Origin of the sequence: Glycomyces terrestris (assembly GCF_003933745.1) — a bacterium.
In the GTDB taxonomy this organism is placed as follows: Bacteria; Actinomycetota; Actinomycetes; order Mycobacteriales; family Micromonosporaceae; genus Glycomyces; species Glycomyces terrestris.
Genome location: NZ_RSEB01000002.1, coordinates 15,879 through 42,840, shown reverse-complemented (window position 1 = coordinate 42,840; position 26,962 = coordinate 15,879). Strand labels below are relative to the sequence as shown.

Sequence of the window (26,962 nt, the reverse complement as noted above, 5' to 3'; positions counted from 1 at the left end):
AGCCTGCGACGGAAGCGCCCTCGCAGGTTCGACCGCGGATCCTACCACCAGGTGATCACCTAGAAATAGCCTCGGTTTTCGGGGTCGACAGTAAGCGCCCGGAAGCCCGTCGCAGAACCGTGAGCGACGACCCGTAGCGCGACTCCGTAGTAATCCCTCAAGCTGTCGGAATTAGACATGATCGATTCCCGGAAGCGGTCGAATGAGCCGTCTTTGAGTACCAGTAGCACTCGCAGGGCGAAGCGATGTCCGTCATACGGCTCGCCCTCGTCGTTGCACCACGCTCCGGCGGATTCACTCGCATGGCACATCACCCTTACGAAGGTGGGCAGCCAGCTCTTGGTCGCAAGTAGTTCCGCATGGCGGATGATCAGGACTACTCTATCCGCCTCGAGCGCCTCACCGACGGTTACCAGTGCCTCAGCGAGTGCATCCCAATTTCGACCGAGATATGGATGGAGATGGACCTTCCTCCCCAGCATGGTGAATATATCGACGGGCCCTGCAATCTTGCTTCCGTCGATTTCAATGAAGAATTCACGCTCGCGATCGCCGCTCTCACGCAGAAGATTCGACTCTTCGATGGCGAGAAGGACGGGTATGCTTCCGCGATAAGCTCCGGGAAGCTGAAGTTTCTCCCCCATCAGACAGGCTTCGACCCTCCGTGCAGATAATAGAAAGTATGGTAATGATCCGGCGAGTAGTAGGCATCATTGTTCGTGGTGTCCCGAGTCGTGATCACTCGCTCATCTCCTCGAACGGTCCCCCCGCATTGCGGACAGTTCACCGAACCGGTGGGATACACGTCCCATTCGCGATACCGCTGATCAGTGGGCAGAAGTCCGCCTCCGTTGCCCCAGTTCACGTTGCCATTGTAACCTGGCACTTTGCCCAATCCGTCGGGACGAGCATTGATCAAGTCGAGCATTGCATATGCCTGGGCCGGAGCAGGCCCCTCGACCAGGCCGACGTCTGGAAGATTGGCACTATCCGCAACGGCCGTACAAGCATCCAGATGTCCGTTCTGATTGTGCGCGAGGATTGAGGCATCGCCAGCAGCCACCAGGTAGGTATGAAGCCCCTTGACCGTCAGATTGTAGGTTTCGGTCACGGTCTGTCGTTCCAGAACGGCTGTCACCTGGACCCAGGTCCCGGCACCGGTCGAGATCCAGCTTCCCGCTTCGAGTGAACGCGCGGGCCGCCAGTCCGCGGGGATCTCGTTCCATGTCGCGTCGACGGCGGATTCCGATTCCACGTTGTCGTCTGCGACCCAGAACGGATGCCCGACCGTGGAGACGACCACCGTGTCGCCCGTGCCATCGAGGTCTGTGTCGATTGCTATCTCGATAAGACCACGCTCTTGGCTTGGAGTCCGGTGTGCGACTAGGACTTCTCCTGTCGCGACCTGGCCGGTGACCGCATCCACTGCCTGGACGCGGTCTCCCTGCCGGATGTTCTCGATCAGAACCCGGGTGCCGTCAGCAAGGAGGACTTCAGTTCCGGGTACGAACGACTTGCACGAACTCGCTCCCGAGTCATCGGTGGCATCGGAACTGGGGCTCGTGCCGCCGTCGGTTGCGTCGGGACCCCTTCTTCCTCCCGGGATGAACTCGGTGATGCAGTCGGTCGCCGTTCCTGTGGTGCAGGTGTAGGCGGTGGCGGCGACGTCGGCTGCGGTGCCGAGGGGGCCGGGGAGCATGCCCGCCACGCCCATGGCGCAGTCCACGGTCTCGCCCGCGGCGCAGGCCTGGCTGGTTTCGATCGCTCCTGCGCCGATGGCCACGGCGCTGGCGGCGAGGGCGACGACCTGGCCTCCGGGGACGAAGGCGGCGACGGTGGCGACGACGCCTGCGACCGTGGAGATCGTGCCGGCGTTGTCGACGACCCAGTCGGCGGCGCTGCCGGCGACGTCGGAGACGGTGTTGGCGACCGAGTCGACCGCGTCCTTGGCCTTGTCCACCAGGCCGCCGAGGAAGAGGCCGGTGGGGTCGGCGAAGGTCACCGGGTTGTGGTTGGCGTACGCGTAGCCGTTGATCTGCTGCTCGTCGGTGACGTCGATGACGGGGTCGATCGACATGAACCGCCCGAACAGGGCGTCGTAAGATCTGGCGCCGAGTTCGAGGAGCCCGCTCTCGGGGTCCTCGACGCCGCCGACCCATCCCTGCTGGCCGAACCACTGGCCGGTGCGGTCGCCGCGGTTGATGCCGTACGGGTCGAAGTAGCGGACGGTCACGAACGACTCGGAGACCGCGTTGACCGAGTGGGTCGCGGTGCCTTGCGGGCTGACGCCGGTGAAGCGCCAGTTGCCGAGGGAGTCGCCGTTGGCGACCGCCACGGTGTGCCCGGCGTGCTGGAAGTAGCGGGTGGTGTCGAGCGTCTCGGCGTCGCGGTTCCAGACGACCTCGGTGTCCGCGATGAAGAGGGTGACGGTGTCGCCGTCGTCCCTGATGAGGCGCTCGCCGTCCGGGTCGTAGACCATGCGGGTCTGGGCGTCCCCGGTGTTGACGACGGTGTTGTTGCCTTCGGCGTCCCATTCGAAGGTCTGCACGTCGCCGCCGACGTCGCGGCTGGTGGTGTTGCCGGCCGCGTCGTAACCGAAGATCGCGCGGTCGCCGTTGGCGTAGTCGACCTCGACCGGCGCATGCGGGCGCGCCTCGCCGGGCTCGGCGTACGTGAAGGTGCGCGCGGTGTCCGCCTGGCCGGTGACGCTCAGATGGTCGCCGGTGCGGTTCCCGGCGTCGTCGTAGGAGTACGTGTTCCGGTACGGGGCCGGGCCGCCGACCGTGGCGGAGGCGCTCGTCGCTGAGCAGGCGGTGTCGCCGCCCTGGGACCAGGCCTCGGTCAGCCGCTGCTGCGCGTCGTAGTTGAAGCACTGGGTCTCCCAGCGGGACCCGTTGCCGACGGGCTTGTCGACGACCGACTGCACGTTCCCGGCGTCGTCGTAGGCGTAGTTCACGTCGGCCACATGGGGATTCGTGGTCTCGTGACTGAACGTGAACCGGGTCAGGCGCCGGGTGGTCTCGTCGTACTGGAAGTTCTGGTACGCGTACTTCGCGTCCTCGGAGTTGAGGCGGCGCGAGGAGATCTCGCCGAAGGGCGTGTAGGTGGCGGCGTCGACGATGACGTGGTTGTAGTCGCCGATGGACGTGAGGATGTGGGTGGGGTTGCCGAGCGAGTCGTAGCCGAAGGTGAGGATCTGCTCGCCCATCGAGCCGGTCTCGGAGTACCCGCGCGTCGCCATCTGGCCATTGTCGAAGAACGTCTGGCTGACCGTGTACCAGCCGGCCAGCGCGCCCTCCGATTCCGGGATCGTCGTGGTGACGATCTGGGCGCGGCCGGCCGCGTCGTACATCTCGATCTCTTCGACGTACGCATTGCCGCCGACCCAGCGGGTGGTGCTCGCCGGCAGGCCCTTGCCTCCGGGGACGGTGTCATAGGTCCAGGAGGCGAGCAGCGTGCCGGCGCCGTCGCGGCGCTCGATGACGCGCCCGATCAAGTCGTACTTGAACTGGAGGGTCTTCCCGCGCGCGTCGGTCGTGGACATGGTCTGGCCGGCGCCGTCGTAGACGGTGGTGGTGGTTCCCGCGTCGGGGTCGGTCGAGGAGACCTGGCGCCCTTGGAGGTCGTACTTCCACTCCCACAGGTTCCCGGCCGCGTCGGTCATGGTCGCGACCTCGCCGAGCGGGGTGTAGGTGTAGGTGAGCGGGTCCCAGTCGCCGGTGGGCTGGTTCGAGTCGTAGGTGCGGATCTCGGTGACCTGGTCGAGGGCGTTCTCGATCGTGGCCTCGGCGGCGGCGCCGTCGGGCGGGACGGTCAGGGTCTGGAAGCCGTCGGTGGAGCCGCCGTAGGAGGTCGTGGTGCGCCACAGCTCTTCATCGCGGTCGAACTGGATCGTGTCGGTGATGCGGCCGGCGGCGTCGAAGCGGTACTCGACGCGGTTCGGGGAGTCGGTGCGGGCGACGGTCGCGATGGTCGTGGAGGGCGGCGCGCTGTTGTAGTTCGGCCCCCGCTCCTCGTAGACGCGGCCCTGCGAGTCGTAGTACTGCTCGGTGATGGTGCGGCCGCCGTTGATCGAGGCGGCCTGCGTCTCGCGGAGTCGCAGCATCGCGTCGTAGAGCTCGATCGAGGTGATGTAGCCGCCGGCGGCGTTGAGCTCCTTGGTGGTGATCGTGGAGGGGCCGTCGCTGCGCACGTTGTAGGCGAAGGTCATCGAGGCCGACTCGGTGCCGCGGGTCCGGCCGGGCAGCCACACCGCGACGGTGCGCCCGAAGGCGTCGTAGGCGATCTCGGTGGCGCGGTTGTTGGCGTCGACGATCTTGGTGGCGTGTCCCCAGGCGGGGTCGAGCGTGACCGTCTCGGCGAAGCCCGCCGGGTCGGTGGTGACGGTCTTGGTGACCGGTCCGGCGCCCGTGGGGGTGAACGCGGTGGTCGTGATCCGGTTGAGGCCGTCCTTCACGGAGGTGACGCGGCCGAGCGCGTCGTAGCCGGTGGTCTCGACGGTCTTGTAGGTCGCGGAGCCGCCGGCGGGCCACGAGGCGAGCTCGTCGACGCGGGTGAGCAGGCCGTCGACGGGCTCGTCGCCGATCCCAGTGTGGCCGTCGAAGTAGAAGCGGGTCTCGCTGAGCACGTCCGCGGGCCTGGACGGGGTCGTCCCGCATCCGACGTCGACGACCTCGTTTCGGCTGACGAGGGAGTAGAGGTTCGCGGTCGCCGAGTCGACGTACCAGGTGCGGGTGCACTTCTCGTCGCCGGTGGCGGCGAGGTCGCCGTGGTCGGTCACGGCTTCCGGGCGGCCGAGCGCGTCGTACTCGGTGGACAGCCGGCTGCGCTGCCAGGTGTCCCCGGCGAGCCACCGCCGCGAGTCCTCTCTGGAGGGCGCGGTGAGCCATGCCTCGTACGCGCCGCCGTCGTGGGACTGCGAGGCCCGCTTGGAGGTCCAGTAGCGGGTCGTCGCCCCTTCGACGATCTGGTCGCCGTTGTAGGTCAGGGTCTCGAAGACGTTGCCCGCCAAGGCCTCGTGGTCGGTGACGGCGTTGCCTTCCGCATCGGTGACCGTCGCCGAGCGTTCGCCGCCGCCGGAGAGCGGCTGGCCGTCCATGCCGCGGTAGTAGCGCGTGCGGGTGACCTGCTGCGGTCCTTCGGACGGATCTCCGACTCGGGTGGTGACCTGCGCGTATCCGCGCCACTGGCTGTAGGTGCGCTCGGACTTGCGGGTGTGGGCGGAGTCGTCCCAGGCCCAGAGGACGTCGGTGTCGCTGCCGTCCGTCGAGTAGTCGTAGTAGGTCGTCACCGAGGGCGAGAACGCGGTCGGGTCGCTCTGGCCGACCTCCAGCACGACGTACTTGTGGAACCAGTCCTCGACGGTGACGCTCTGCCCGCGCGGCTTCGAGAGGGTCGGGTAGCACCGCTCGGTGTTGGACGCCTTCGAAGGGAGCGTCTCGCACTCCGGCGCGGAGTAGCCGATGCTGATGACCGAGCCGGTCTCGGTCTTGATGGAGGACATGCGCCAGCGCCAGAGCTGGATGCGGTCGGCGGCCTCGACGCGGTTCGGCAGGGCGTAGCCGCCGAACTCGATCTTGGGCAGGGAGAGGTCGTCGCCGGTCTTGGCCGTCTGCTGGATCGACTTGAGCCACAGGACGACCTGGTTCTCGGATCCGTAGGTCTTGAAGTCGTAGTCGAGGTTCCACTGGTCGACGTCACGCCAGGAGGAGCCTTCGCGGACCTGGGTGGTGATGGTGTCGAGGTACCGGGTCTCGAAGAAGACCGGGGAGAACTGGGTGGAGCACGGGGCCTCGGCGCAGTGGAGGTCCCAGGGGACCTCGGGCCAGGCGGTCTCGATCGGTTTGCCGTCGGCGTCGTAGCAGTCGCCTTCGCAGCGGTCGGCGAGGGCGAAGTTGATCCGGGCGGTGGCGGCGGTGCCGGGTTCGTCGACCCGCAGGCCGTATTCGATGCTCTCGAGGTAGGCCTCGCGGGTGTAGGAGGTCCGTTCGTCCTCGTCGCCGCCGGCGCCGTAGTGCCCGGTCTTGGTGGTGTAGTTGTACCGGGTCTTGTTGCCGAGGGTGTCGACGGCGGTGTCGAGCATCCAGCGGTAGGCCTGCTTGCAGGAGGAGTCCTTGAACTCGGTGGCGCGGCAGGGTTCGCCGGAGTGGTTGCCGAAGACGGGCACGGTCAGGCGCGAGCCGGCGACGGCGCCGAACTCGTGGACGGTGCCGTCCTCGGTGGTGATGCGCCAGCGCTCGGTGGTGGCGGTGCCGGCGCTCGCGGCGGTGCCGAGGTGCTCGATCTTCCAGGCGGCGCCGTTCTCGGCGTACCACTTGCCGGAGTCGTCGTCTTTCAGCAGCGTGGCGGTGGTGCCGCTGAGCGAGACGGTGATGTGGTCGGACTCGCCTTCCCAGCACTGGTCGGCGGTGAAGTCGTCTTCGCCGTTGTTGGAGTCGTCGTCGCGGTCGTCCGAGCATGCGGTGTAGGTGCGCTCGATGAACCCGGGTTCGTAGGACCAGCCGTCGCCGACCCAGGACGCCTGGTTGTTCTTGCCGGAGGTGCGGCCGTCGTGGACCGCTGAGGAGTAGGACAGGGCGAGTTCGGGGACCGGTCCCTCGGCCGGGGGCACGGTGATCGGGATGCTGTAGGTGAAGGCGCCGGTGTTGGAGCCGGCCTCCCAGGTGCCGAGCGGGTTGAGCTTCGTCGCCGAGTAGTCGCCCGAGTCGCTGTCCGCGGTGGCGGCGACCGCGAGGAGGACGGGCTCGGTCCCGGCGGCGTCCGCGGCGGCCTGCATGCCGTCCGACTCGAGGTCGACGAGGAGCACGTCGGCGGCGGCGTCGTGCTCGGACTGGAGGTCGATCGCGCCCCCGCAGTCCGCGGAGGAGTCCTCGAGCGCGCAGGTCGGGAGGACGAAGGCGTCGAGGCGCTGCGTCCACTCCGCGCCGAAGGCGTCGGTCACGGCGCCGTAGTCCACGGCGATCGAGCCGTGCGATCCGTCGGCGGCGAGGTCGACCTCGATGACGACGCCGTTGACGCCGAGCGCGGCGGCGGTGGCGTCGTCGAGGACGGCGGCCTCGGTGGACTGCGCGGGTCCTTCGTCGACGACGGCGACCTCGACGTGCTCGGCCACCGATTCGACGGCCGCCGGCGGGGTCCAGACCTGGTCGGCCGAGGGGTCGGTCCATTCGGCGCCGCCGAGCGGGACGTCGGTGGCGGGCACCGGCTCGTCGAGGGCGATCTCCGGCGGCTCCTGCGCCGACGCCGGCAGCGGGGCCGCGGTGATCAGCGCGGCCCCCAGGAGTCCCGCGACGCCGAGATCCGCCGCGCGCCGCAGTGCCGTCCGCAGGCTCACGCGCCGGTGGGCGCGGAGCAGTCCATCGGGAACAGTGCTCATGTAGCTGGTCACATCCGTTGTCGCGAAGGGGTGGTGGACGGATCAGAGAGGCCGGTAGACCTTGCTGAACTGGTAGGGGTCGACGGTGGACTGCCAGACCTGGATCTGGTCGACCGCGCCGTCCAGGTGCTGCACGAGCCCGAGCTCGCGTCCGTGGACGCCGACGTACAGCGGCCCTTCGGCGTTCCAGGGGTTCGCGGGCGGGGCGACCGTGCCCGTCGGGTTCTGGAGGCTGGCGACCTCGGAGCCGTTGACGAACATGCGGATCGTGCCGCCGGGGATGTCGACGACGACCGCCACGTAGTACCACTCGCCGAGCGCGTACGTCTGCTTGGTGGTGAACGCACTCCACGTGACGTCCGCGGCGGTGTCGGCCGAGGGCATCGCGAAGAGGAAGTGGCCGCCGGCGGCGTCGACGGTGTAGTTCAGGTTGAAGCCGACCCGGTTGACACCGCCTTGGGAGAGGATCGTGGAGTGGGTGCCGTTCGTCGGATTGGCGTCGACCTTGACCCACGCCGCGATGGAGAACGACTGGTCGGTGCGCACGACGGCGTCGGGGGTCGTGGCCCACCCGGCGCGGTTGAACTCCAGTGCGGAGTTCGCCAGATTCGCCCGGTTGAAGCCCCACTTCGTGTCGCCGTGGATCGTCAGGTGGTTCGCGCCCTCGCTGTCGGTGAGCCTCCGCGAGTTCAGCGTCCAGTGCCCGAGCAGGTCGGCGGCGGGGTTGCCGCCGTACTCGGCGGCGGCCTCGGCGGTCGTCAGCGCGCCGCGCCACAGCCGGACCGTGGAGATGGTGCCCTTGAACAGGCCGCCTCCCGGGGCCCCGGACTGGAGTGCGCGGCAGCCGATGTTGACCTTCCCGTACCCCGGGTCCGGGGTGCCGCTGGAGAGCGACTTGGTGCCGGCGAGGACGCCGTCGACGTACAGCCGCACCTGGCCGGCCTCCTCGTCGTAGACGCCGGAGAGGTGCACCCACCGTCCCGCCACCGCGGGGCTCGTGCTGCTGACGCCGTTCCAGGTGGCCCCGCCCTGCGAGTTGGGCAGCGTGACCGAGAAGGACCAGGTGCCGCTGGAGTCGAGCATCAGCTTGAACTTGCTGGCGAGCTCGTCGCCTTCGGACAGGATCGTCTGCTCGGCTCCGGTCACCGCGTCGACCTTGGCCCAGGCCGACACCGAGAACGAGGCGTCGGAGCGGTTCTGCGACAGGACGCCGGCGGTGAGGCAGGACGTGCCGTCGAGCCGGACGGCGGATTCGCCGCGCCCCCACTGGTCGTCGACCCACGCGGCGCCGCCGGCCGGGAGGACCATGTCGTTCGCCTGCCCTGAGGTGTCGTCGGCGTCGCCGCGGAGCATCCACTCGCCGGCGAGGCCCGCGGGCAGTCCGCCCGCCATGACGGCCTGGATCTGGCCCGTGGTGAGCAGGCCGTTCCAGATGCCGACGTGCTGGATCGCGCCGATGAAGTAGGAGTGCTGCGCTCGGGTGTCGTTGCGGGCGCTGCAACCGATGTTCACGGGACCAACGGAGTTCCAGGCCTCGTGGCTGAAGTTCCTCGTCGTCTCCAGGACGCCGTTGACCCACAGGTGGATCGCCTTGGACCCCGGGTCGACCGACACCGCCAGGTGCGTCCAGTCCCCCACGGCCGGAACGGTGGTGGAGGAGGCCCGAACGACGGCGCTGGTGTCGGTGTCGTCGGTCGGGTTGAGCATGAAGTCCCACTGGTCCGAGGCGCCGCGGTAGCGGAGCGCGAACCCGGTCTGCCGCTCGCCCGACTGGGACAGGACCGTGCGGATGTTCTCGTCGTTCGTGTCGGTGCGGACCCAGGCGGCGACCGTGTAGCTGGTGCTGGTGTTCACCGCGGGACCGAGCGTCGAGACGCAGTCGGAGCCGCCGAACTTCATCGCCTCGCCCGGAGGGGTCTCAGCGCCGGACTCGGTCCACCCGGAGGTGCGGCCGAGGTTGAGGTCGAGGCTGGTCTGGACCTCGCCGACCTTGACGACGTCGCCGACGTCGTCGAAGCCGTCGCCGTCGAGTCGCCACGCCGCGGCGGGCGTCGTCACGACGTTCCGGGGAGCGTAGAAGTCGGTCGTGGTCAGTCGGCTGCCGCCGGCCTTGTCGTAGGCCCAGACCTCGAGTTTGACCGGCCCGCCGGCGGTCGGTGCGACGAAGGAGAAGGTCGCCTTGCCGTCGGCGGCCGCGACGGGATCGCTCATGCGCCCGTCGTTCACCGAGTACCGGAACGAGGCGACGCCGGAGTGCGCGTCGGTCGAGGACACCTGGAACTGGACGGTGTCCCCGGCCTTGGGGTCGGCCGGACTCAGGATCTCCACCTTCGGCGCGGTCGGCGGGGTCGCGTCGACGCGGAAATGGCACCAGGTGGTGGCCCAGGCGTCGGTGCCGCTCGCGTAGTCGTCGAGGGAGCCCATCCTCCAGCGGTAGTCGCCGCTGGTGAGCGCCTTGTCGACGGGCACCGTCCAGTTCTGGATCGAGTTGCTCGCCTTGTTCCGAGTGGTCGACCAGGTCAGGATGTTCTTGGTCGAGCCGCTCCGCTGGACCTCGATCTTGGCGCCGGTCTTCCCGTCGGGGTCCTGGGGGTACCCCGAGAACCGCGTCTGGACCTCGGCGGTCCACGGGGCGGTGGCGTAGCTCGACGCGCAGGTGCCGCCGTCGACATGCGGGTTCGTCCGCATGTTGGTGGGGGGCTTCGCAGGCCGGTTGTAGGTCACCTGGAGTTCGACCGATTTGATGTCGATGCGGCGCCAGGAGTACGGATCGTCCTCATCAGAGGCGCGCACCACGAACGACATCCAGTCCCGGCCGGCGGCGACGTTCTCCCTCAGCTCGGTCTTGATGTCACCGCCGTCGAAGTTCACGTCGCGGTCGGGATGCTTCGTGGAGCATCCCGACGAGTTGGACGACGCCACGGACTTCGTCTGGAGGTGCTCGTCCGGGGAGCCGGTGACGGAGTTCCAGGTGGCGCCGTTGGAGATCTTCCGGTCGAGTTCCCACAGCTCCATGCTCGTCGAGCCGCAGCTGCCGGTGTGCGTCTGCGTCATCGCGACCTTCGCGGTCAGGATGTCCTTGCCGTCGAGGGCGCCGATGTCGAAGCGCACTGCGGAGCGCCACAGGCCGCAGGCGTCGGGCGCGCAGTTCTGCCAGGTGTTCAGGCCGACCCGCATGCCGCCCTTGCGGGGCCAGTCGTCGTCGTTGGTCCAGGAGGCGGAGCGGTTGCTCTCGAGGAGGTTCGCCCATGCCTGGCGCTTGCCGACGAACGGCGGGTCGATCGTGAGCGGGTACTGGACGTCCTCGTTCGCGAGCAGTTCCGCGTCCGGGGTGACGGTCAGGGTCCCGCCGTCGATCGCCACGTCGACCGGGGCGTACTGGCCCGGCATGACATCGTCCTCGCCGAGCAGGTCGGTCGGCAGCTCTTCGTCCTCGGCGGCGGCGAAGGCCTGCGCCTCGGCGGCCGCCGCGGCGGGATCGGGCACGACCGAGGCGTCCCACATGTAGGCGGCGGGCGCGGCGAAGACGACCTCGCCGGCGGCGTCGGTGGCGGCGATCCCGCCCTCCTCACCGGGGCCGACGGTCAGGCCGGAGGCGCTGATGCCGAGATCGATCGCGGCGAGCTCCGGGTTCGCGGCCGCTTCGGGGGTGTGCACGATGAAGGCGTACGTGAACCCGTCCGCACTGGAGCTGACCTGGAGGTCGACGTCGGTGAGGACGCCTTCGTAGGTCACGGTGTCGCCCTCGACGACCGGCGCGGGCAGCGGGTTCGGCCACGTGAGCGAGAGGGATTCGCCCTCGGGAGAGGTCGCGGTCACGAACGGGCCGTCGCCGCCCGGGGAGACGGTGATGTCGGAGACGGCGGCGGAGGTGGTGATCGTCCCCGAGGCGTCCTGGACGAAACCGGTGTCGATCTCGGTCCACGTGCCGGCGGCGTCCGGCGCCCACGCGGGGACGGTCTCGACCTGCGCGGTCAGCGTGCCCCCCGGGTTCGCCACGATCTGCGTGTCGTAGTCCTGGAGGCCGGTCACGACGACGCCGAGGCCGCATGCTTCGGCGAGCAGGAGCGCGCCGCCCTCGCTCGGGGCCGTGAGCGTGTCCGCCGCGGGATCAAGGCCGGTGGTGTCGTACGGGCAGGTCAACGTGTCCGTGGAGACCTCTTCGACGAGGTCGAGCGTCGAGTCGACTTCGAACGTGCACCAAGTCGTGTAGCGGGCGGTCACGCCGTCGCCGGAACTGGTCCGGGCCCGGAACTGGTACTCGCCGTTGGCGAGCGGCGTCGTCGCCTGCCAGGAGTAGGCCTCGCCGGAGGGGACGGCGCCGGGGCTGTCGTGCTGGGCCACCGCGTTGCCGGCGGCGTCCTGGATCCAGAAGCTCAAGCGTCCGGCGTCGTCGCTGGAGTTCGGGATCGCCGACAGCGTGGGAAGCGTGCCGGAGACGCGCGCGGCCTCGGGAGCGAGGCAGCCGGTGCCGTCGACCTTGAGGTCGGAGGGGACCGCGACGGCCGGCTGGTACGACACGGTCAGGTGTGCGGTCGCGACGTTCGCGCGGAACCACTGCTCGCGGTTCGTCTCGTCGGTCGCCCTGAGCCCGAAGGTGATCGACTGGTACGGCTCGTTCGCATGCCGGTTCACGTGGTGCGTCAGCGCGTCTGAGGCGAAGGTGACGATGCGGGCCGGGTTCACGACGGGGCAGCCGCCGGAGGCGTTGGCGCTGGCGACGGTCCGAGTGTCCAGCGGGGCGCCGTGGAGCCAGTTGCCGGAGGTCGAGTTCCAGGAGGTCGGGGTGACGCCCTTGGTCACGGCGTTGGTCTGCCACAGTTCGAGCGGGTAGGAATTGCAGCCGCCGGTGTGGAACAGCTCGAGCGACATGGATGCGGAGCTGACGGTGGCGTTCTGAAGCTGTCCGATGTTGAAGCGGATCATCGACCGCCAGACCCCGTAGCCCTCTTCGCCGGGAGCCGCCCAGCCGTTGAAGCCCATCCGCAGGCCGCCGGAACGCGGCCAGGCGGCGTCGTCCCACCACGTCGTGTCCGCGTACTGGCCGCTGCCGACGGTGGCCCATGCCCAGATCGGGGACTCGAACGACGGGTCGATCACGACCGGGTACACGGTCTCGGGGTCGGTGAGCAGGTCCGCGTCCGGCGTGATCGCCAGTGTGCCGCCGTCGAGCTCCACCGCCATGTGCTCGACCCGGCCGGGGTCGCCGGGGTCGCTGTCGGAGCCGATCTCGGCCTCGGCGAGCGCCTCGGCGAAGAACTGGGTCGGACCCGCCGCGGGGATGTCGGCGGACTGCGGGGCGGACGAGTCCCACATGAGGGCGTTCGACGCGGTCAGGACCGCTTCGCCGGTCGACGGATCGGTCGCGGTGAGCGCGCCGCTCTCGGCGTCCTGGGAGACCTCCAGCGTGCCGTCGAGTTCGACCTCGATCTGAGCGAGTTCGGGATTCGCGGCCGCCTCCGCGTCCTCGACTTCGAGGCGGTACGCGAAGCCGGCCGCGGCAGCCTCCACGATCAGGTCGACGCCGGCGAAGACCTCCTCGTACCGTGCGGTCGCCCCGTCGAGCACCGGTTCGGGAAGGGCCTCGGGCCACCGGAGTTCGAACGTCTGCCCGGCTTCGGTGGTCATGGTCGCCAGGGGCTGTGCGCTTCCCCCGGAGGAGACCGAGAAGGTCCCCGGCACCTGGGCGGCCTGGATCAGGCCGTTCACGTCGGGCGCGAGCGTGGGGTCGATCGCGACCCAGCTCCCCTCCGAGTCGGTGGTCCACTGCGGAGTCGCGTACATCTCGGCCGTGATCGTGCCGTCGACCTGCGCGGTGAATCTGGTCGTCTCGTTTCGCAGTGCGTCGACCTCCGTCGGCCGTCCGCAGTCCTCGGCGAGTTCGAGGGCGACCGCTTCGGAGTCGACGACGAACTCCGGATCGTCGAGGATCGTGCAATCCGTTCCGTCGGCGGTGGTCTCCGCGGGGGCGGACTCGGCGATGAGCAGGGAAGCGGCGAGCGCGGCGGTCGCGGCGAGCACGATCGAGCGGGACAGGCTCGTCGAGGTCTTCCGAGGGGAGAACCTGAGATCGGGGAGTCGCAGGGTATTCGGCATGTGGGGGGTCCGCATTCAGTTGGGGTACCGGGGTGTCGAGGCGACCACGGAAGCGGGCTCGACCGGGCGTCACCGTATCGGCACCCACACTGGACTGTCAAGAGTGAACTATTCGACCGAAGAGGCCAAATGAGACATGAAGGCCGAACTCACTCCGAGTCCCCAGATCGTCACGAGTCGGCGCTGATCATGATCACCGGGCGTAATCACAGGTGGACGGGCAGACGCGTGGCAAGCGATGTCCCGACCGATTCACGATAGTGACTTGTGACACATTCGTTGCGTGCTGACGCCAGGCCCCTGAGTCAGAAATACGAAAAAGGCCCCAGCCTGATGGCTGGGGCCGTTGGTAGCGGGAGGCGGATTTGAACCACCGACCTCCAGGTTATGAGCCTGGCGAGCTACCGAGCTGCTCTATCCCGCGTCGGTATGTAAAGAGTACATCATCCCGGAAACCACCTGCCACAGCGGGTTCGGTGAGTGGGGTCACCCTACGTTTACCTGCGGTCGGAACGGCCGCGCGGCTAGAAGCCGAGGCGTTCGAGCATCTTGGGGTCCTTCTGCCAGTCCTTGGCGACGCGGACGTGGAGGTCGAGGTAGACGCGACCGCCGATGAGCTGGGCGATGCCCTTGCGGGCCTTCGTGCCGACCCGCTTGAGGCGCTCGCCGCCCTTGCCGATGACGATGCCCTTCTGGGAGGAGCGCTCGACGTAGATCTCGGCCCAGATCTTCTTGCGGGGGCCGCCTTCGGACTCCTCGTCCTCGACGTCCTCGATGACGACGGCGAGGGAGTGGGGCAGCTCGTCGCGGACGCCTTCGAGGGCGGCCTCGCGGATGAGCTCGGCCATCATGACCCGCTCGGGCTCCTCGGAGATCATGCCGTCCGGGTAGAGCTGCGGGGACTCGGGCAGGTGGCCCGAGAGGACGCCGACGAGCTCCTCGAGGTTCTCGCCGGTCTTGGCCGAGACGGGCACGATGTCGGCGAACTCGCCGAGGGCCGCGACGTTCGTGAGGTGGCGGACCAGGGCGTCCTTGGAGACGAGGTCGATCTTGGTGACGACCGCGACGACCTTGGCGCCGAGCTTGGCGATCTCGCCGGAGATGAACTTGTCGCCGGGGCCGGGCTTCTCGTTCGCCGGCAGGCACAGGCCGATGACGTCGACCTCGGACCAGGTCTGGCGCACCAGGTCGTTCAGGCGCTCGCCGAGGAGCGTGCGCGGCCGGTGGAGGCCGGGCGTGTCGACGAGGATGAGCTGGGAGTCCGGGCGGTGCAGGATCGCGCGCACGACGTGGCGCGTGGTCTGCGGCCGGTTCGAGGTGATCGCGATCTTCTGGCCCATGATCGCGTTCGTGAGCGTGGACTTCCCGGCGTTCGGGCGGCCCACGAAGCAGGCGAAGCCGGCGCGGAACTCGTTGCTAGGCAAGACGGTTCACCTCTTTCCGGATGACCGAGTACGCGGCCACGTCGCTGCTGATGTCGCGGGCGGCCCGGAGGCCCTCGTCGTCCGACTCCGCACCGAAGACCACGGCCGCTTCCAGCACCTCCGCGCCCGCCGCGAATGCCTGCGCGACCGCCGCCTGGAGCGCGGTCAGCCGCAGGGACGGCAGGTCGACCGCCGCCGAGGCGTAGGTGCGGCCGATGCCGTCGCGCACGGCCGCGCCGGTGGTCTGGGAGACGCGCCCCGCGGCCCCGCGGGCCAGCGTGAGGAGTTTCGCGTCCTCGGCGTCGAGGTCGTTGAGGTCCAGGTCAGACATTGAGTTCGTGCCTTTCGTCAGTGGCGGTCGCGGCTTCGGGCGTCTCGTCGTCGGCTTCGGGCAGCCGCGCGACGCGGACCGTCTCGATGCGGTTGCGCCGGCCCACGGTGCCCTCGGCGGTGAGTTCGAGGCCCGCGAGGCGGGCCCGGTCCCCGGCGAGCGGGACCTTCCCGAGCTCGGCGGCCAGGAGGCCCGCGACGGTGTCCACGTCGACCTCGGGCAGGTCGACGGCGAAGAGCTCGGCGAGGTCCTCGACGCCGAGCCGGGCGGTGACGCGCGCGGTGCGGTCGTCGAGCCAGGCGACGGGCGGGAGCTCCTGGTCGTACTCGTCGGTGATCTCGCCGACGATCTCCTCCAGGATGTCCTCGATGGTGACGAGCCCGGCGGTGCCGCCGTACTCGTCGACGACCCCGGCGATGTGGATGCGCGCGGTCTGCATCTCGCGCAGCAGGTCGTCCACGGGCTTGGAGTCGGGAACGATCGAGACGGCGCGCATGACCTCGCCCACGGTCGGGTTCGCGCCGTCCTCGAGGCGCACCAGGTCCTTGAGGTAGACGACGCCGCGGAGGTCGTCGAGGTCCTCGCCGACCACCGGGATGCGCGAGAACCCGGAGCGGAGCGCGACGTGCTTGGCCTCGTCGGCGGGCGTGTCGGCTCCGACCCACACCATCGCGGTGCGCGGGACCATGACCTCGCGGACCACGGTGTCGCCCAAGGCGAACACGGAGGCGATCATGTCGCGCTCGTCGTGGTCGACAGTGCCCTGGGCCTCGGCGGCGTCGACCATCTCGCGGATCTCGATCTCCGAGGTCGCGAACGGGCCCTCGCGGAAGCCCTTGCCGGGCGTGAGGGCGTTGCCGATGAGGATGAGGACCTTCGCGAGCGGCCCGAGCGCGGTGCCGAGCATCGCGACCGGGCCGGCGACGGCGAGCGCGACCGGGTAGGCGTGCTGGCGGCCGAGCGTGCGCGGGTTGACGCCGATGACGACGAACGAGACGACGGTCATGACCGCGGCGGAGAGCACGACCGCGGTCCACGAGTCGTCCCAGGTGTGGAACGCCAGGACCGCGACGATCGAGATCGCGGCGGCCTCGCAGGCGAGGCGCAGCAGGATGAGCAGGTTGAGGTGCGCGGGCAGGTCGTCGACGACCTTCACGAGCGACTCGGCCCCGCGGCGGCGCTGCTCGGCGAGCTCGGCCGCGCGGGCCGGCGAGACCGCGGTGAGGGCAGAGTCGACCATGGCGGCGGCCCCGGCGACGACGATGAGCGCGACGGCGGCTGCCAGCAGGTTGTACGGCATCGGGGCCTAGCTCTCCGCCGCGGCGGCGGCGCGTTTCGAGCGCCAGGAGTCGAGCAGGCGGTTCTGCAGGCCGAACATCTCCTTGGCCTGCTCCGGTTCGGCGTGGTCGTAGCCGAGGATGTGGAGCACCCCGTGGACCGAGAGCATGTGCAGCTCGTCGGCGGTCGAGTGGCCGGCGTCCTTGGCCTGGGCCTCGGCCACCTCCGGGGAGAGGACGAGGTCGCCGAGGATCGGCGTGCCCGGCTCGGAGGAGTCGGGGCGGCCGGGCATCGCGTCGTCCATCGGGAACGAGAGGACGTCGGTGGGCCCGGTGCCCCCCATCCAGCGCTTGTTGAGCTCGGTCATGTGCTCGATGTCGACGATGAGGACCGAGAGCTCGGCGAGCGGGTTCACGCCCATCTCGAGCAGTGCGAACTCGGCGACGGCGCGGATGCCCGCCTCGTCGACCTCGCGTCCGGACTCATTGATGATCTCGATGCCCACGGTTCCCTCGTTGCCCTTTCCCGGCGGGCCCGCGATGGTGCTCCTTCGCGGCGTCCCACTTCTCGTAGGCGTTCACGATATCGCTGACGAGCTGGTGACGGACGACGTCTTCCGCCCGGAGCGTGGCGAAGTGCACGTCCTCGACGCCTTCGAGGATGTCGCGGACCACGCGCAGCCCGGAGGTGGTGCCGCCGGGCAGGTCGACCTGGGTGATGTCGCCGGTGACGACGATCTTGGAGCCGAAGCCGAGGCGGGTGAGGAACATCTTCATCTGCTCGGGCGTGGTGTTCTGCGCCTCGTCGAGGATGATGAACGCGTCGTTGAGGGTGCGGCCGCGCATGAACGCGAGCGGCGCGACCTCGATCGTGCCCGACTCCATGAGCTTCGGGATCGAGCCCGGGTCGATCATGTCGTGGAGCGCGTCGTAGAGCGGGCGCAGGTACGGGTCGATCTTCTCGAACAGCGTGCCGGGCAGGAACCCGAGCCGCTCCCCGGCCTCGACCGCGGGGCGCGTCAGGATGATCCGGTTGATCTCCTTGGACTGGAGCGCCTGCACGGCCTTGGCCATGGCGAGGTAGGTCTTGCCGGTGCCGGCGGGGCCGATGCCGAACACGATCGTGTTCTGGTCGATGGCCTCCACGTAGCGCTTCTGCCCGATCGTCTTCGGGCGGATCGCCTTGCCGCGCTTGGAGACGATGTTCTGGGTGAGCACGTCGACGGGGCGCTCGCCGGGCGCGGACTTGAGCATGTTCTCAGTGCGCCGGATGATGTCGGGATCGACGTTCTCGCCGTTCTCGATCAAGGCGAGCAGCTCCTTCACGAGTCGTTCGGCGGCGTGGAGCGCGCCGTTGAGGCCGGTGAGCGTGATGGTGTCCCCGCGCACATGGAGGTCGACGCCGGGGTTGCGGCGCTCGATGTAGCGCAGGTTCTCGTCGGCGCGGCCCAGCAAGGCCATGAGCGAGCTCTGGTCGCCGACGGTGATCGTGGACGTGATCGTCGATGCATTCTGGCCGTTGTCAGAGCGGTCGGTCATAGGCTTCGCCGCGAGGGCTGTTCGCCACCTGCTTCCTCAAAGAGATTTCAAGCGGCCTCGCGGCCGCTGGTTCCATGCCTCAATGGTAGTTCCTGCCTGCGACAAGGGACAACGAGTAAACGAGGCGGGGGTGTGATTTCAGGCCGAAACCATCGGTCCGAGCGGTTTCCCGCCGAGGACGTGGAAGTGGACGTGGAAGACGTCCTGGCCGCTGTGCGGGCCGGAGTTGGCGATGAGCCGCCACCCGCTGTCCGCGACGCCCTCGGCGGCGGCGACCTCGCCGGCCGCGGCCACGATCTCGCCGGTCAGGCCCGGGTCGGCCGCGGCGACCTCGGCGGCGTTCGCGTAGTGGTCCTTGGGGATGACCAGGACGTGCGTGGGGGCCTTCGGGTAGAGGTCGCGGAACGCGAGGACGCGCTCGGTCTCCAGGACCCGGGTCGAGGGGATGTCCCCGGCGACGATCTTGCAGAAGATGCAGTCGGTGTCGGTCATTCGAGGATCCTATTACCAGCGGCCGAGGCGGGCCTGGAGCACCGCGAGGGCGGCGGGCCCGGCCGTGGAGGTGCGCAGGACGGTGTCGCCGAGGCGCACCGGCGCGCCGAACTCGGCGAGGGCGGCGAGCTCGTCGGGGCTGATGGAGCCTTCGGGGCCGATGACGAGGGCGATCTCGCCGGCAGCGGCGAGGTCGACCTGCGAGATCGGGTTCGCGGCCTCCTCGTGGAGGACGAGGACCTGCGCGGCGTCGCGGAGGCGCTGCACGAGCTGCTTGGTGGTGTGCAGCTCGGCGACGCGCGCGAGGCGGGCCCGGCGGGCCTGCTTGGAGGCCTCGCGGGCGGTGGACTCCCATTTCGCGCGGGCCTTGTCGCCGCGCGGGCCCTTCCACTGGACGATGGATCGCGAAGCGGCCCAGGGGATCACCTCGTCGACGCCGATCTCGGTGAGCATCTGCACGGCGCGCTCGCCGCGGTCGCCCTTGGGGAGGGCCTGGACGACGGTGAGCTTCGGCTCGGGGGCCGGGAGCGTGCGCCGGTCGAGGATCTCCAGGCGCAGGAGGCCGCGCTCGGCGTGCGCGACGCGCGCGGAGGCGACGGTGCCGTCGCCGTCGGCGAGCAGCAGCGTCTCGCCGGGCTGGAGGCGCTGCACGTCGGCGGCGTGGTGCCCTTCGGGGCCGTCGAGGGTGAATTCGCCGGCGCCGGGGACGGCGTCGACGAGGAAGACCGGATCGCTCACCCGGACAGCCTAGGTCCTGCCGGGGGGCGCCGGAGGAGGTGTCCGGGCGCCGACGCGCGCGGCGGCGCCGCCGGCGGTCAGCGGGTGAAGTCGACCGCGCGCTCCCAGCGGAGGCGGCCGGTGATCTTCCGGTACAGGCCTGGGTCGCCGATGCGGCCGAAGGCGTGGTCGAAGCGGCCCCTCGGGAGGTGGACCGGGACGAGGTCGACCCAGCCGTCCTTGTCCGCGGGCGGGTCCCAGCGGTTCGCGGGGGCGGCGACCCGCCATTCGGCCTCGCGGGGCTCCTGCGTGGTGCACTTGAGGACCCAGTAGCCGCGGCCGGAGTAGCCGATGACGAGGACGGGGCGCTCCTTCGAGCGGCGCGGCTCGTCCTCGAAGGGGACGTCGGCCAGCCAGCGCTCGCCGTTCTGCGGCCCGCCGACGGGCGGGGCCGCGTCGAGGCGGGGCGCGCCGGGGGCCCGGGTCGGGGCCGCGCGGCGGCGCAGGACGACGACGAGGACGACGAGGCCCGCGGCGAGCACGAGGAGCGGGAACAGCAGGGTTCCGGGGTCGAGGCTGATCACGGCCCCGGAGTGTAGCGGAGCCCCGCTCCCCGGCCGGGGCGGCGCTCAAGGCTCGGCGCTCGGCGCTCAACGCTCAACGCTCAACGCTCAACGCTCAACGCTCAACGCTCAACGCTCAACGCTCAACGCTCAACGCTCAACGCTCAACGCTCAACGCTCAACGCTCAACGCTCAACGCTCAACGCTCAACGCTCAACGCTCAACGCTCAACGCTCAACGCTCAACGCTCAACGCTCAACGCTCAACGCTCAACGCTCAACGCTCAACGCTCAACGCTCAACGCTCAACGCTCAACGCTCAACGCTCAACGCTCAACGCTCAACGCTCAACGCTCAACGCTCAACGCTCAACGCTCAACGCTCAACGCTCAACGCTCAACGCTCAACGCTCAACGCTCAACGCTCAACGCTCAACGCTCAACGCTCAACGCTCAACGCTCAACGCTCAACGCTCAACGCTCAACGCTCAACGCTCAACGCTCAACGCTCAACGCTCAACGCTCAACGCTCAACGCTCAACGCTCAACGCTCAACGCTCAACGCTCAACGCTCAACGCTCAACGCTCAACGCTCAACGCTCAACGCTCAACGCTCAACGCTCAACGAGGAGCATCTCGCGTCAGGCGTGGCCGTTGAAGGCGTCCCTCATCCTCGAGAAGAAACCGCTGCCGCCCTTGACTTCCTTGATCTCCTCGTCGCGCAGGGTGGCGAGCTTGCGGAGCAGCTCCTCCTGCTCGGCGTCGAGCTTGGTGGGGGTGCGCACGTCGAGCTCGACGAAGAGGTCGCCGCGGGCGCCGCCGCCGCGGAGCTTGGGGACGCCGTGGCCGCGGACCTTCTTGATCGTGCCGGGCTGCGTGCCGGGGGTGACGTCGACCTCGACCTGGTCGTCGAGGGTGTGGATGTTCAGCTTGGTGCCGAGCGCGGCCTGGGTCATCGGCACGCGGACGCGGCAGCGCAGGTCCGAGCCCTCGCGGGTGAAGACCTCGTGGGGCTTCTCGTGGACCTCGACGTACAGGTCGCCGGCGGGGCCGCCGCCGGGGCCGACCTCGCCTTCGCCGGAGAGGCGGATGCGCATGCCGTCCTCGACGCCCGCGGGCACCTTGACGGTGATGCGCCGGCGCGAGCGCACGCGGCCCTCGCCGCCGCACTTGCGGCACGGGTCGGTGATGATCGTGCCGTAGCCGGAGCAGGCCGAGCAGGGGCGCGCGGTGCGGACCTGGCCGAGGATCGTGCGCTGCACGACCTGGACCTCGCCGGAGCCGCCGCAGGTGCTGCACGTCTGCGGCTCGGAGCCGCCCTCGGTGCAAGAGCCGTCGCAGGCGTCGCACAGGATCGCGGTGTCGACGGTCAGGGTCGACTCGGTGCCGAACGCGACCTCCTCGAGGTCGAGGTCGAGGCGCAGCAGCGCGTCGTTGCCGGGCCGGGTGCGCGAGCGCGGGCCGCGGCGGCCGAAGCCGCCCATCGAGCCGCCGAAGAAGGCGTCCATGATGTCCTCGAAGCCCATGAACGGGGCACCCGCGCCGCCGGCGCCGCCGCGCGCGTACGGGTCGCCGCCCGCGTCGACGATCGCGCGCTTCTGCGGGTCCATGAGGACCTCGAAGGCCGCGTTGATCTCCTGGAGGCGCTCCTGTGCGTCGGGTTCGTCGCTGACGTCGGGGTGGTACTTGCGCGCAAGCTTCCGGTACGCCTTCTTCAGCTCGTCCTCGGTCGCGTTGCGCTCGACACCGAGGATGCCGTAGTAGTCCTTTGCCACGTGGGTGCTCATCGTCCTGTCAGCGGTTCTGTTCCAAAATCTCTGATACGTAGCGGGCGACGGCGCGGACGGCCGCGATCGTGCCCGGGTAGTCCATGCGGGTCGGCCCGAGCACGCCCATGTGCCCGACGACGGAGCCGGGCCCGTACCCGGCGGTGACGACGGTCGCCTCGCGGAAGTCGGCGACCTCGTTCTCGTCGCCGATGCGCACCGTCAGGAGGGCGTTGGAGTCGGCGCGGCCGAGGAGCTGCATGAGCACGACCTCCTCCTCGAGGGCTTCGAGGATGGGCCGCAGCGAGCCGGCGAAGAAGTTGCCGTTGCGGGTGAGGTTCGCGGCGCCAGCGACGGCGACGCGCTCCTCGGTGCGGGCGACGACGGACTCCAGGAGCACGCGCGCCAGCGCGGAGGCGGTGGCCCGCAGTTCGGGGCGGGCCAGGCCGGCGAGGCCGTCGATGATGCGGGGGGCGTCGGCGAGGGCCTTGCCCTGGAGCTGCTCGTTGACGAGGCGGCGCAGGTCGAGGACGTCGTCCTCGGTGAGCTCGGCGGGGACCTCGACGTAGCGCTGCTCGACGCGTCCGGTGTCGGTGATCATGACGAGCATGAGCCGGGTGGGGGTGAGCGAGACGAGTTCCAGGTGGCGCACGGAGGAGCGGTTGAGGCTCGGGTACTGGACGACGGCGACCTGGTGGGTGAGCTGGGCGAGCAGGCGCACGGTGCGGGTGACGACGTCGTCGAGGTCGATGGCCTCGGAGAGGAAGCGGTGCACGGCGCGGCGCTCGGCGGCCGAGAGCGGCTTGATCTTGCCGAGGCGGTCGACGAAGAGGCGGTAGCCCTTGGCGGTCGGGATGCGGCCGGCGGAGGTGTGGGGCTGCTGGATGTACCCGGCCTCTTCGAGGTAGGCCATGTCGTTGCGGACGGTGGCGGCCGAGACGCCGAGGGAGTGGCGCTGGGCGACGGCCTTGGAGCCGACGGGCTCCTGGGTCGCGACGTAGTCCTCGACGATGGCGCGCAGGACTTCGAGCTTGCGGTCGTCCATCGTCGCCACGTCCCCTCAGTCTCGATGCCGGCGTCCGGCGGGCCGGGCCGAAGCTCAGTCCGCCGGACTCAAGTCTGGCACTCCGTGTCCAGGAGTGCCAGTGTACGTGGGGGGTCAGACGCCCGGGATGATGAGCGCGCCGTCGTCGGCGACGGTGACCCCGTTCTCGCCGAAGTCCTCGGCGAGCTCGTTGAGGTCGTCGAAGGCGCCGTTGTCCTCGTCGAGGGTCGGGTAGCCGTCGCCGTCCATGATGCTGGCCTGGGCCTTGGCGGCGACGATGGTGCCGTCCTCGCGGATGGTGACCGAGAGGATGGCGGAGCGGCCGAGGGGGCCGTCCATGCTGAAGAGGTTCTGGCCGCCGCCGAAGTTCCCGAGGGAGTAGGCGATGAGCTTGCCGTTGTAGACCTCCATGCCGCGCAGGACGTGCGGGCCGTGGCCGAAGACGAGGTCGGCGCCGTTGTCGATGCAGGTGTGGGCGAAGGCGCGGGTGTCGCCGCGGTCCTCGCCGAGGTAGGTCTCGACCCCTTCGGGGACGTGGCGGTGGTCGGTGCCCTCCGCGCCGAGGTGGGCGGTGGCGACGACGATGTCGGCCTGCTCCTTCGCGGAGGCGACGAGGGCGGCGACGGCGTCGAGGTCGCGGTTGTCGGTGTAGAAGGTGTAGGGCGCGAAGCCGACGAGGCCGACGGTGAGGCCGCTCTCGGTCTCGACGAGGCAGACCTCGTCCTTGATGCCGCAGATCTCCATGCCGGCGGCGCGCACGGCCTCCTGGGTCTCGGCGGCGCCGTCGGGCCCGGCGTCCCAGCCGTGGTTGTTGGCCTGGTTGAGGACGTGGAAGCCGGCGTCGGCGAAGACCTGGGCGTACTCGGCGGGGAGGCGGAAGTAGGTGCACTCGCCGCCGCCGCACTTGTCGAACTCCAGGGTCGACAGGGCGCCTTCGAGGTTGGCGATGACGACGTCGCCGGTGAGGTTGTCGCGAACGCCGTCGAAGAAGCTCGCGCCCTCGTCGGAGGCCATCTGGTTCGGGTAGGAGCCGGGCATGGTGTCGCCGACGTGCGTGATGGTGATCTCGCGGGGGGGCTCGGGCGAGGGGGACGGCGAGGGCGAGGCCTCCTCGGAAGCGCCGGCGCCGCCGTCGTCCTCGGCCTGCGGCTCCTCTCGGGAGCAGGCGGCCAGGGCGAGGCCGGCGAAGGAGGCGGCGAGGACGCCGCGGCGGGAGGCGGCGGGGGATGGTGTGCGCATGGGTGGTCTGGGCTCCGGTGTCGAGGATTCAGGGGTGACGGGGCCTGGGGCGCCGGGGGTCGGCGGGGCCCGCGCCGGCGGGGCCGACTGGGGACCGGCTCGCCGCGACGGGTCAAATCTACGGGGCGTCCGCTTGCGCGTCGTCAGGCGGTGAGGTCTCTCACCACGGCGTCGGCGAGGAGTCGACCGCGGAGCGTGAGCACGAGCCGGCCGTCGCGGAGTTCGGCGAGTCCTTCGGCGGCAACGCGTTCCGCGGCGGCGCGGCCCTCGGGGCGCAGGTCGGCGAGTGGAAGGCCGCTCGCGAGCCGGGTGAGCAGGAGCACCCGCTCGAGATAGCGGTCCTCGGGGGTGAGGAGCTCGTGGCCGGCGACGGGCAGGCCGCCGTGTTCAGCGGCGTCGGCGAGCGCGGCGCCGTAGGTGGCGGGGTGCTTGTGGTTCCACCAGCGGACGCCGGGCAGGTGGGAGTGGGCGCCGGGCCCGGCGCCCCACCAGTGGCCGCCGTCCCAGTACAGGAGGTTGTGGCGGCAGCGGGCGGCGTCGTCCTTGGCCCAGTTGGAGACCTCGTACCAGGTGAAGCCGGCGGCGTCGAGGGCCGCCTCGGCGGCGAGGTAGCGGTCGGCGGCGACGTCGTCGGAGGGCTGGGGCACCTGGCCGGCGCGGATGCGGCGGGCGAGGGCGGTGCCGTCCTCGACGATGAGGGCGTACGCGGAGACGTGGTCGACGCCGGTGTCGACGGCGGCGGCGAGGCTGTCGGCGAAGTCGGCGGCCTTCTCGCCGGGGGTGCCGTAGATGAGGTCGAGGCTGACGTGCTCGAACCCGGCCCGGTGGGCGTGCGCGACGGTGTCGAGGGCCTTCTGCGGGGAGTGCTCGCGGTCGAGGACCTTGAGGACGTGGGAGGCGGTGGACTGCATGCCGATCGACAGGCGCGTGAAGCCGCCGTCGCGGAGTTCGGCGAGGTAGTCGGCGTCGACGGACTCGGGGTTGGCCTCGGTGGTGGCCTCGTAGCCGTCGGCGAGGCCGAACTCGCGGTCGATCTCGGCGAGGATCGCGGCGAGGTCGGCGGCGGGCAGGAGCGTGGGGGTGCCGCCGCCGAAGAAGACGGTGTCGACCTTCGGCCTGGTGCCGAACTGCGCCGCGGCGGCGCGGATCTCGCCGCGGACGACCGCGGCGTAGGAGTCGCGGGAGACGCCGCCACCGAGTTCGGCGGCCGTGTAGGTGTTGAAGTCGCAGTAGCCGCAGCGCGAGACGCAGAAGGGCACGTGGACGTAGAACCCGAACCCGGCCTCCCCGGCGGCGGGGTCGGCGGCGGCCGCGGCGATGTCGGCGGCGGGCGGGCGTGCGGCTGCTACTGGCGAGAAGGCGGACACACCCACTACGGTACTGGCGTGGACAGCAACGACGCTCTCATCAAGTACCGCGCGGACCTGAACGTGGCCTCGATTACCCTCGACGCCCCGCAGCGGCGCAACGCCCTCTCGACCCGCATGATCGCCGAGCTGCGCGAGGCCGTGGCGAAGGCGGTGGCCGACCCGGTCGTGCGGGTCATCGTGATCGACCACACCGGGCCGGTGTTCTGCGCGGGCGCGGACCTGAAGGAGTCGGCGGCCGCGACCCGCCTGGAGGACCTGCCGGCGGCGCACCTGGCCGAACTCCTCGCCGACCTCTGCGAGGCCCCGAAGCCGGTGGTCGTGGCCGCGGGCGGCGGTGCGAAGGGCGGCGGCATGGGGCTCATCGCCGCGGCCGACCTGGTGGTCGCCGCGGCGGCCGCGCCGATGTCCTTCAGCGAGGTGCGGCTGGGCGTCGTCCCGGCGGTGATCGCGCCCGTGGTGGCGCGCAAGCTCGACCAGGGCCTCATGCGGCGCCTGTTCCTGACCGGGGAGTCCTTCGACGCGGTGCGGGCCGAGGCGTGGGGCCTGGTGACGCACGCGGTCGCCCCGGAGGCGCTCACGGACCGGCGCGGCGCGCTGGCCGCGAGCCTGCTCGCGGGCGGCCCGTCGGCGCAGGCGGGGATCAAGGTGCTCACCGCCACACCGGATCTGCGGGAGCGGCTGCGGGAGGCGGCCGCCCTGACGGCGGAGTTCTTCTTCTCCGAAGAGGGACGCGAAGGGGTCCGTTCGTTCATTGAGAAGCGGGCCGCCTCTTGGGTAGGCTTACCAGCCGCCGACCGACCAGATCGGAGTCTTCATTGCGCGCAATCCTGGCCCTGACCTCGCTGCTCGCGGCACTCGTCCTTACGGGCTGCACCGAGGAGGCGCGGGAGTCCCTGCGCCCCAGCCGGACCGGCTGCTACTTCACGACCGGCGCGGGTGAGACGCACCTGACGGCCGAGCAGGCGTCGAACGCGGCGACGATCGCGGCGGTGGGGCTGCGCGACGGGATGGACGAGCGGGCCGTGGCGGTGGCGATCACCACGGCCATGCAGGAGTCCGAGCTGGTGAACGTGAACTACGGGCACGACGACTCGCTGGGCCTGTTCCAGCAGCGCCCGAGCATGGGCTGGGGCACCGAGGAGGAGCTCATGGACCCGGTGTACGCCTCGTTCAAGTTCTACGAGAAGCTGCGCCGCACCGACGGCTGGGAGGACATGACGCTCGCCGAGGCCGCGCAGGAGGTCCAGGTGAGCGCCTACCCGGAGCTGTACCGGCAGTGGGAGGACGAGGCGACGGTGATCGCCGCGGTCTTCGCCGGGGGCCTGGACGGGGGCATCGGCTGCGTCAAGGGCAGCGCCGACGTGGTCGCGTTCGACCCGGCGGCCCTCGCGGAGGCGTACGCGTACCAGTGGGGCGGCGAGGTGTCCGAGGCCGAGGGTTCCACTGTGGTCATCGACCCGAGCGACGCCGCCGCGGGCTGGAACCGGGCGGCGTGGGCCGTGGCGCGCTCGTACGACTTCGGGATCGCGAGCGTCGCGTACGGCGGGATGGTCTGGGCCGCAGGCGAGGACGGCTGGTCCGAACCGGACGCGGAGGCCGACGGCGAGGCCGCGGTGGAGATCGCCAACGACAGCCACGCCGCCGTGATCATCACCTTCGCCGCAGCCTGAGGCCGCGGGCCGGGGCAGAATTCGGCCCCGGTTCACCGCCCCTTCGACCGGACGTTCCGG

17 protein-coding genes and 1 tRNA gene are annotated in these 26,962 nt (G+C 70.1%); 2 read left to right on the top strand and 16 right to left on the bottom strand.

The window, feature by feature from the left end; translation table 11 throughout:
- Nucleotides 1-59 precede the first annotated feature (59 nt).
- The 16 genes from EIW28_RS05710 to hemW all read right to left on the bottom strand — a co-directional run bounded on the left by EIW28_RS05710 (nucleotide 60) and on the right by hemW (nucleotide 25,181).
- The gene (locus tag EIW28_RS05710; protein ID WP_125246779.1) at nucleotides 60-644 is read right to left on the bottom strand and encodes a barstar family protein; all 585 of its coding nucleotides are present in this window, start codon (nucleotides 642-644) and stop codon (nucleotides 60-62) included.
- The gene (locus tag EIW28_RS05705) at nucleotides 644-7,375 is read right to left on the bottom strand and encodes an RHS repeat-associated core domain-containing protein (RefSeq protein ID WP_125246778.1); all 6,732 of its coding nucleotides are present in this window, start codon (nucleotides 7,373-7,375) and stop codon (nucleotides 644-646) included. The genes EIW28_RS05710 and EIW28_RS05705 overlap by 1 nt, the downstream gene beginning before the upstream one ends.
- A gap of 42 nt (nucleotides 7,376-7,417) precedes the next feature.
- On the bottom strand, nucleotides 7,418-13,471 hold the full coding sequence (locus tag EIW28_RS24110) for a LamG domain-containing protein (RefSeq protein WP_158630300.1): 6,054 nt from the start codon (nucleotides 13,469-13,471) through the stop codon (nucleotides 7,418-7,420).
- A 347-nt stretch (nucleotides 13,472-13,818) separates the two neighbouring features.
- A tRNA-Met gene (locus EIW28_RS05685) sits at nucleotides 13,819-13,895 on the bottom strand.
- Nucleotides 13,896-13,995: 100 nt separating this feature from the next.
- A complete protein-coding gene (gene era / locus EIW28_RS05680) occupies nucleotides 13,996-14,895 on the bottom strand; it encodes a GTPase Era (protein ID WP_125246777.1) in 900 nt (299 codons plus the stop codon).
- Nucleotides 14,888-15,226: a cytidine deaminase gene (locus tag EIW28_RS05675; protein WP_125246776.1), complete on the bottom strand. Its 339-nt coding sequence runs from the start codon at nucleotides 15,224-15,226 to the stop codon at nucleotides 14,888-14,890. Before EIW28_RS05675 ends, era begins: the two co-directional genes overlap by 8 nt.
- The gene (locus tag EIW28_RS05670; RefSeq protein ID WP_125246775.1) at nucleotides 15,219-16,526 is read right to left on the bottom strand and encodes a hemolysin family protein; all 1,308 of its coding nucleotides are present in this window, start codon (nucleotides 16,524-16,526) and stop codon (nucleotides 15,219-15,221) included. Before EIW28_RS05670 ends, EIW28_RS05675 begins: the two co-directional genes overlap by 8 nt.
- A gap of 6 nt (nucleotides 16,527-16,532) precedes the next feature.
- Entirely contained in the window at nucleotides 16,533-17,009 is a 477-nt protein-coding gene (gene ybeY / locus EIW28_RS05665; RefSeq protein WP_125246774.1) for an rRNA maturation RNase YbeY, read from the bottom strand.
- A complete protein-coding gene (locus tag EIW28_RS05660) occupies nucleotides 16,987-18,042 on the bottom strand; it encodes a PhoH family protein (protein WP_125246773.1) in 1,056 nt (351 codons plus the stop codon). Before EIW28_RS05660 ends, ybeY begins: the two co-directional genes overlap by 23 nt.
- 138 nt (nucleotides 18,043-18,180) lie before the next feature.
- The gene (locus tag EIW28_RS05655; RefSeq protein WP_125246772.1) at nucleotides 18,181-18,534 is read right to left on the bottom strand and encodes an HIT domain-containing protein; all 354 of its coding nucleotides are present in this window, start codon (nucleotides 18,532-18,534) and stop codon (nucleotides 18,181-18,183) included.
- Nucleotides 18,535-18,546: 12 nt separating this feature from the next.
- Nucleotides 18,547-19,272, bottom strand: a complete 726-nt coding sequence (locus EIW28_RS05650) for a 16S rRNA (uracil(1498)-N(3))-methyltransferase (protein ID WP_125246771.1) — start codon at nucleotides 19,270-19,272, stop codon at nucleotides 18,547-18,549.
- Between the two features lie 77 nt (nucleotides 19,273-19,349).
- Complete coding sequence (locus EIW28_RS05645) at nucleotides 19,350-19,835, bottom strand: hypothetical protein (protein WP_125246770.1); 486 nt, start codon at nucleotides 19,833-19,835, stop codon at nucleotides 19,350-19,352.
- A 618-nt stretch (nucleotides 19,836-20,453) separates the two neighbouring features.
- The gene (dnaJ, locus tag EIW28_RS05640) at nucleotides 20,454-21,587 is read right to left on the bottom strand and encodes a molecular chaperone DnaJ (protein ID WP_125247524.1); all 1,134 of its coding nucleotides are present in this window, start codon (nucleotides 21,585-21,587) and stop codon (nucleotides 20,454-20,456) included.
- A 19-nt stretch (nucleotides 21,588-21,606) separates the two neighbouring features.
- Nucleotides 21,607-22,623: a heat-inducible transcriptional repressor HrcA gene (gene hrcA / locus EIW28_RS05635; RefSeq protein WP_125247523.1), complete on the bottom strand. Its 1,017-nt coding sequence runs from the start codon at nucleotides 22,621-22,623 to the stop codon at nucleotides 21,607-21,609.
- A gap of 114 nt (nucleotides 22,624-22,737) precedes the next feature.
- Complete coding sequence (locus EIW28_RS05630; RefSeq protein WP_125246769.1) at nucleotides 22,738-23,862, bottom strand: CapA family protein; 1,125 nt, start codon at nucleotides 23,860-23,862, stop codon at nucleotides 22,738-22,740.
- Between the two features lie 143 nt (nucleotides 23,863-24,005).
- A complete protein-coding gene (hemW, locus tag EIW28_RS05625) occupies nucleotides 24,006-25,181 on the bottom strand; it encodes a radical SAM family heme chaperone HemW (RefSeq protein ID WP_125247522.1) in 1,176 nt (391 codons plus the stop codon).
- A gap of 66 nt (nucleotides 25,182-25,247) precedes the next feature.
- On the opposite strand from hemW, the gene EIW28_RS05620 reads away from it, so the two are divergent.
- Nucleotides 25,248-26,069, top strand: coding sequence for an enoyl-CoA hydratase-related protein (locus EIW28_RS05620; RefSeq protein ID WP_197717107.1), 822 nt, complete (start codon nucleotides 25,248-25,250; stop codon nucleotides 26,067-26,069).
- Nucleotides 26,048-26,902 (top strand): hypothetical protein, encoded by an 855-nt coding sequence (locus tag EIW28_RS05615; RefSeq protein WP_125246768.1) that lies wholly within the window; start codon nucleotides 26,048-26,050, stop codon nucleotides 26,900-26,902. The genes EIW28_RS05620 and EIW28_RS05615 overlap by 22 nt, the downstream gene beginning before the upstream one ends.
- Nucleotides 26,903-26,962 lie beyond the last annotated feature (60 nt).

What these genes read in the sequence shown, in the direction of transcription:
- EIW28_RS24110 (WP_158630300.1), bottom strand. Translation starts at nt 13,471, where the DNA reads ATGCCGAATACCCTGCGACTCCCCGATCTCAGGTTCTCCCCTCGGAAG.
- hrcA (WP_125247523.1), bottom strand. Translation starts at nt 22,623, where the DNA reads ATGGACGACCGCAAGCTCGAAGTCCTGCGCGCCATCGTCGAGGACTAC.
- EIW28_RS05660 (WP_125246773.1), bottom strand. Translation starts at nt 18,042, where the DNA reads ATGACCGACCGCTCTGACAACGGCCAGAATGCATCGACGATCACGTCC.
- EIW28_RS05675 (WP_125246776.1), bottom strand. Translation starts at nt 15,226, where the DNA reads ATGTCTGACCTGGACCTCAACGACCTCGACGCCGAGGACGCGAAACTC.
- EIW28_RS05630 (WP_125246769.1), bottom strand. Translation starts at nt 23,862, where the DNA reads ATGCGCACACCATCCCCCGCCGCCTCCCGCCGCGGCGTCCTCGCCGCC.
- EIW28_RS05705 (WP_125246778.1), bottom strand. Translation starts at nt 7,375, where the DNA reads ATGAGCACTGTTCCCGATGGACTGCTCCGCGCCCACCGGCGCGTGAGC.
- EIW28_RS05655 (WP_125246772.1), bottom strand. Translation starts at nt 18,534, where the DNA reads ATGACCGACACCGACTGCATCTTCTGCAAGATCGTCGCCGGGGACATC.
- EIW28_RS05670 (WP_125246775.1), bottom strand. Translation starts at nt 16,526, where the DNA reads ATGCCGTACAACCTGCTGGCAGCCGCCGTCGCGCTCATCGTCGTCGCC.
- EIW28_RS05710 (WP_125246779.1), bottom strand. Translation starts at nt 644, where the DNA reads ATGGGGGAGAAACTTCAGCTTCCCGGAGCTTATCGCGGAAGCATACCC.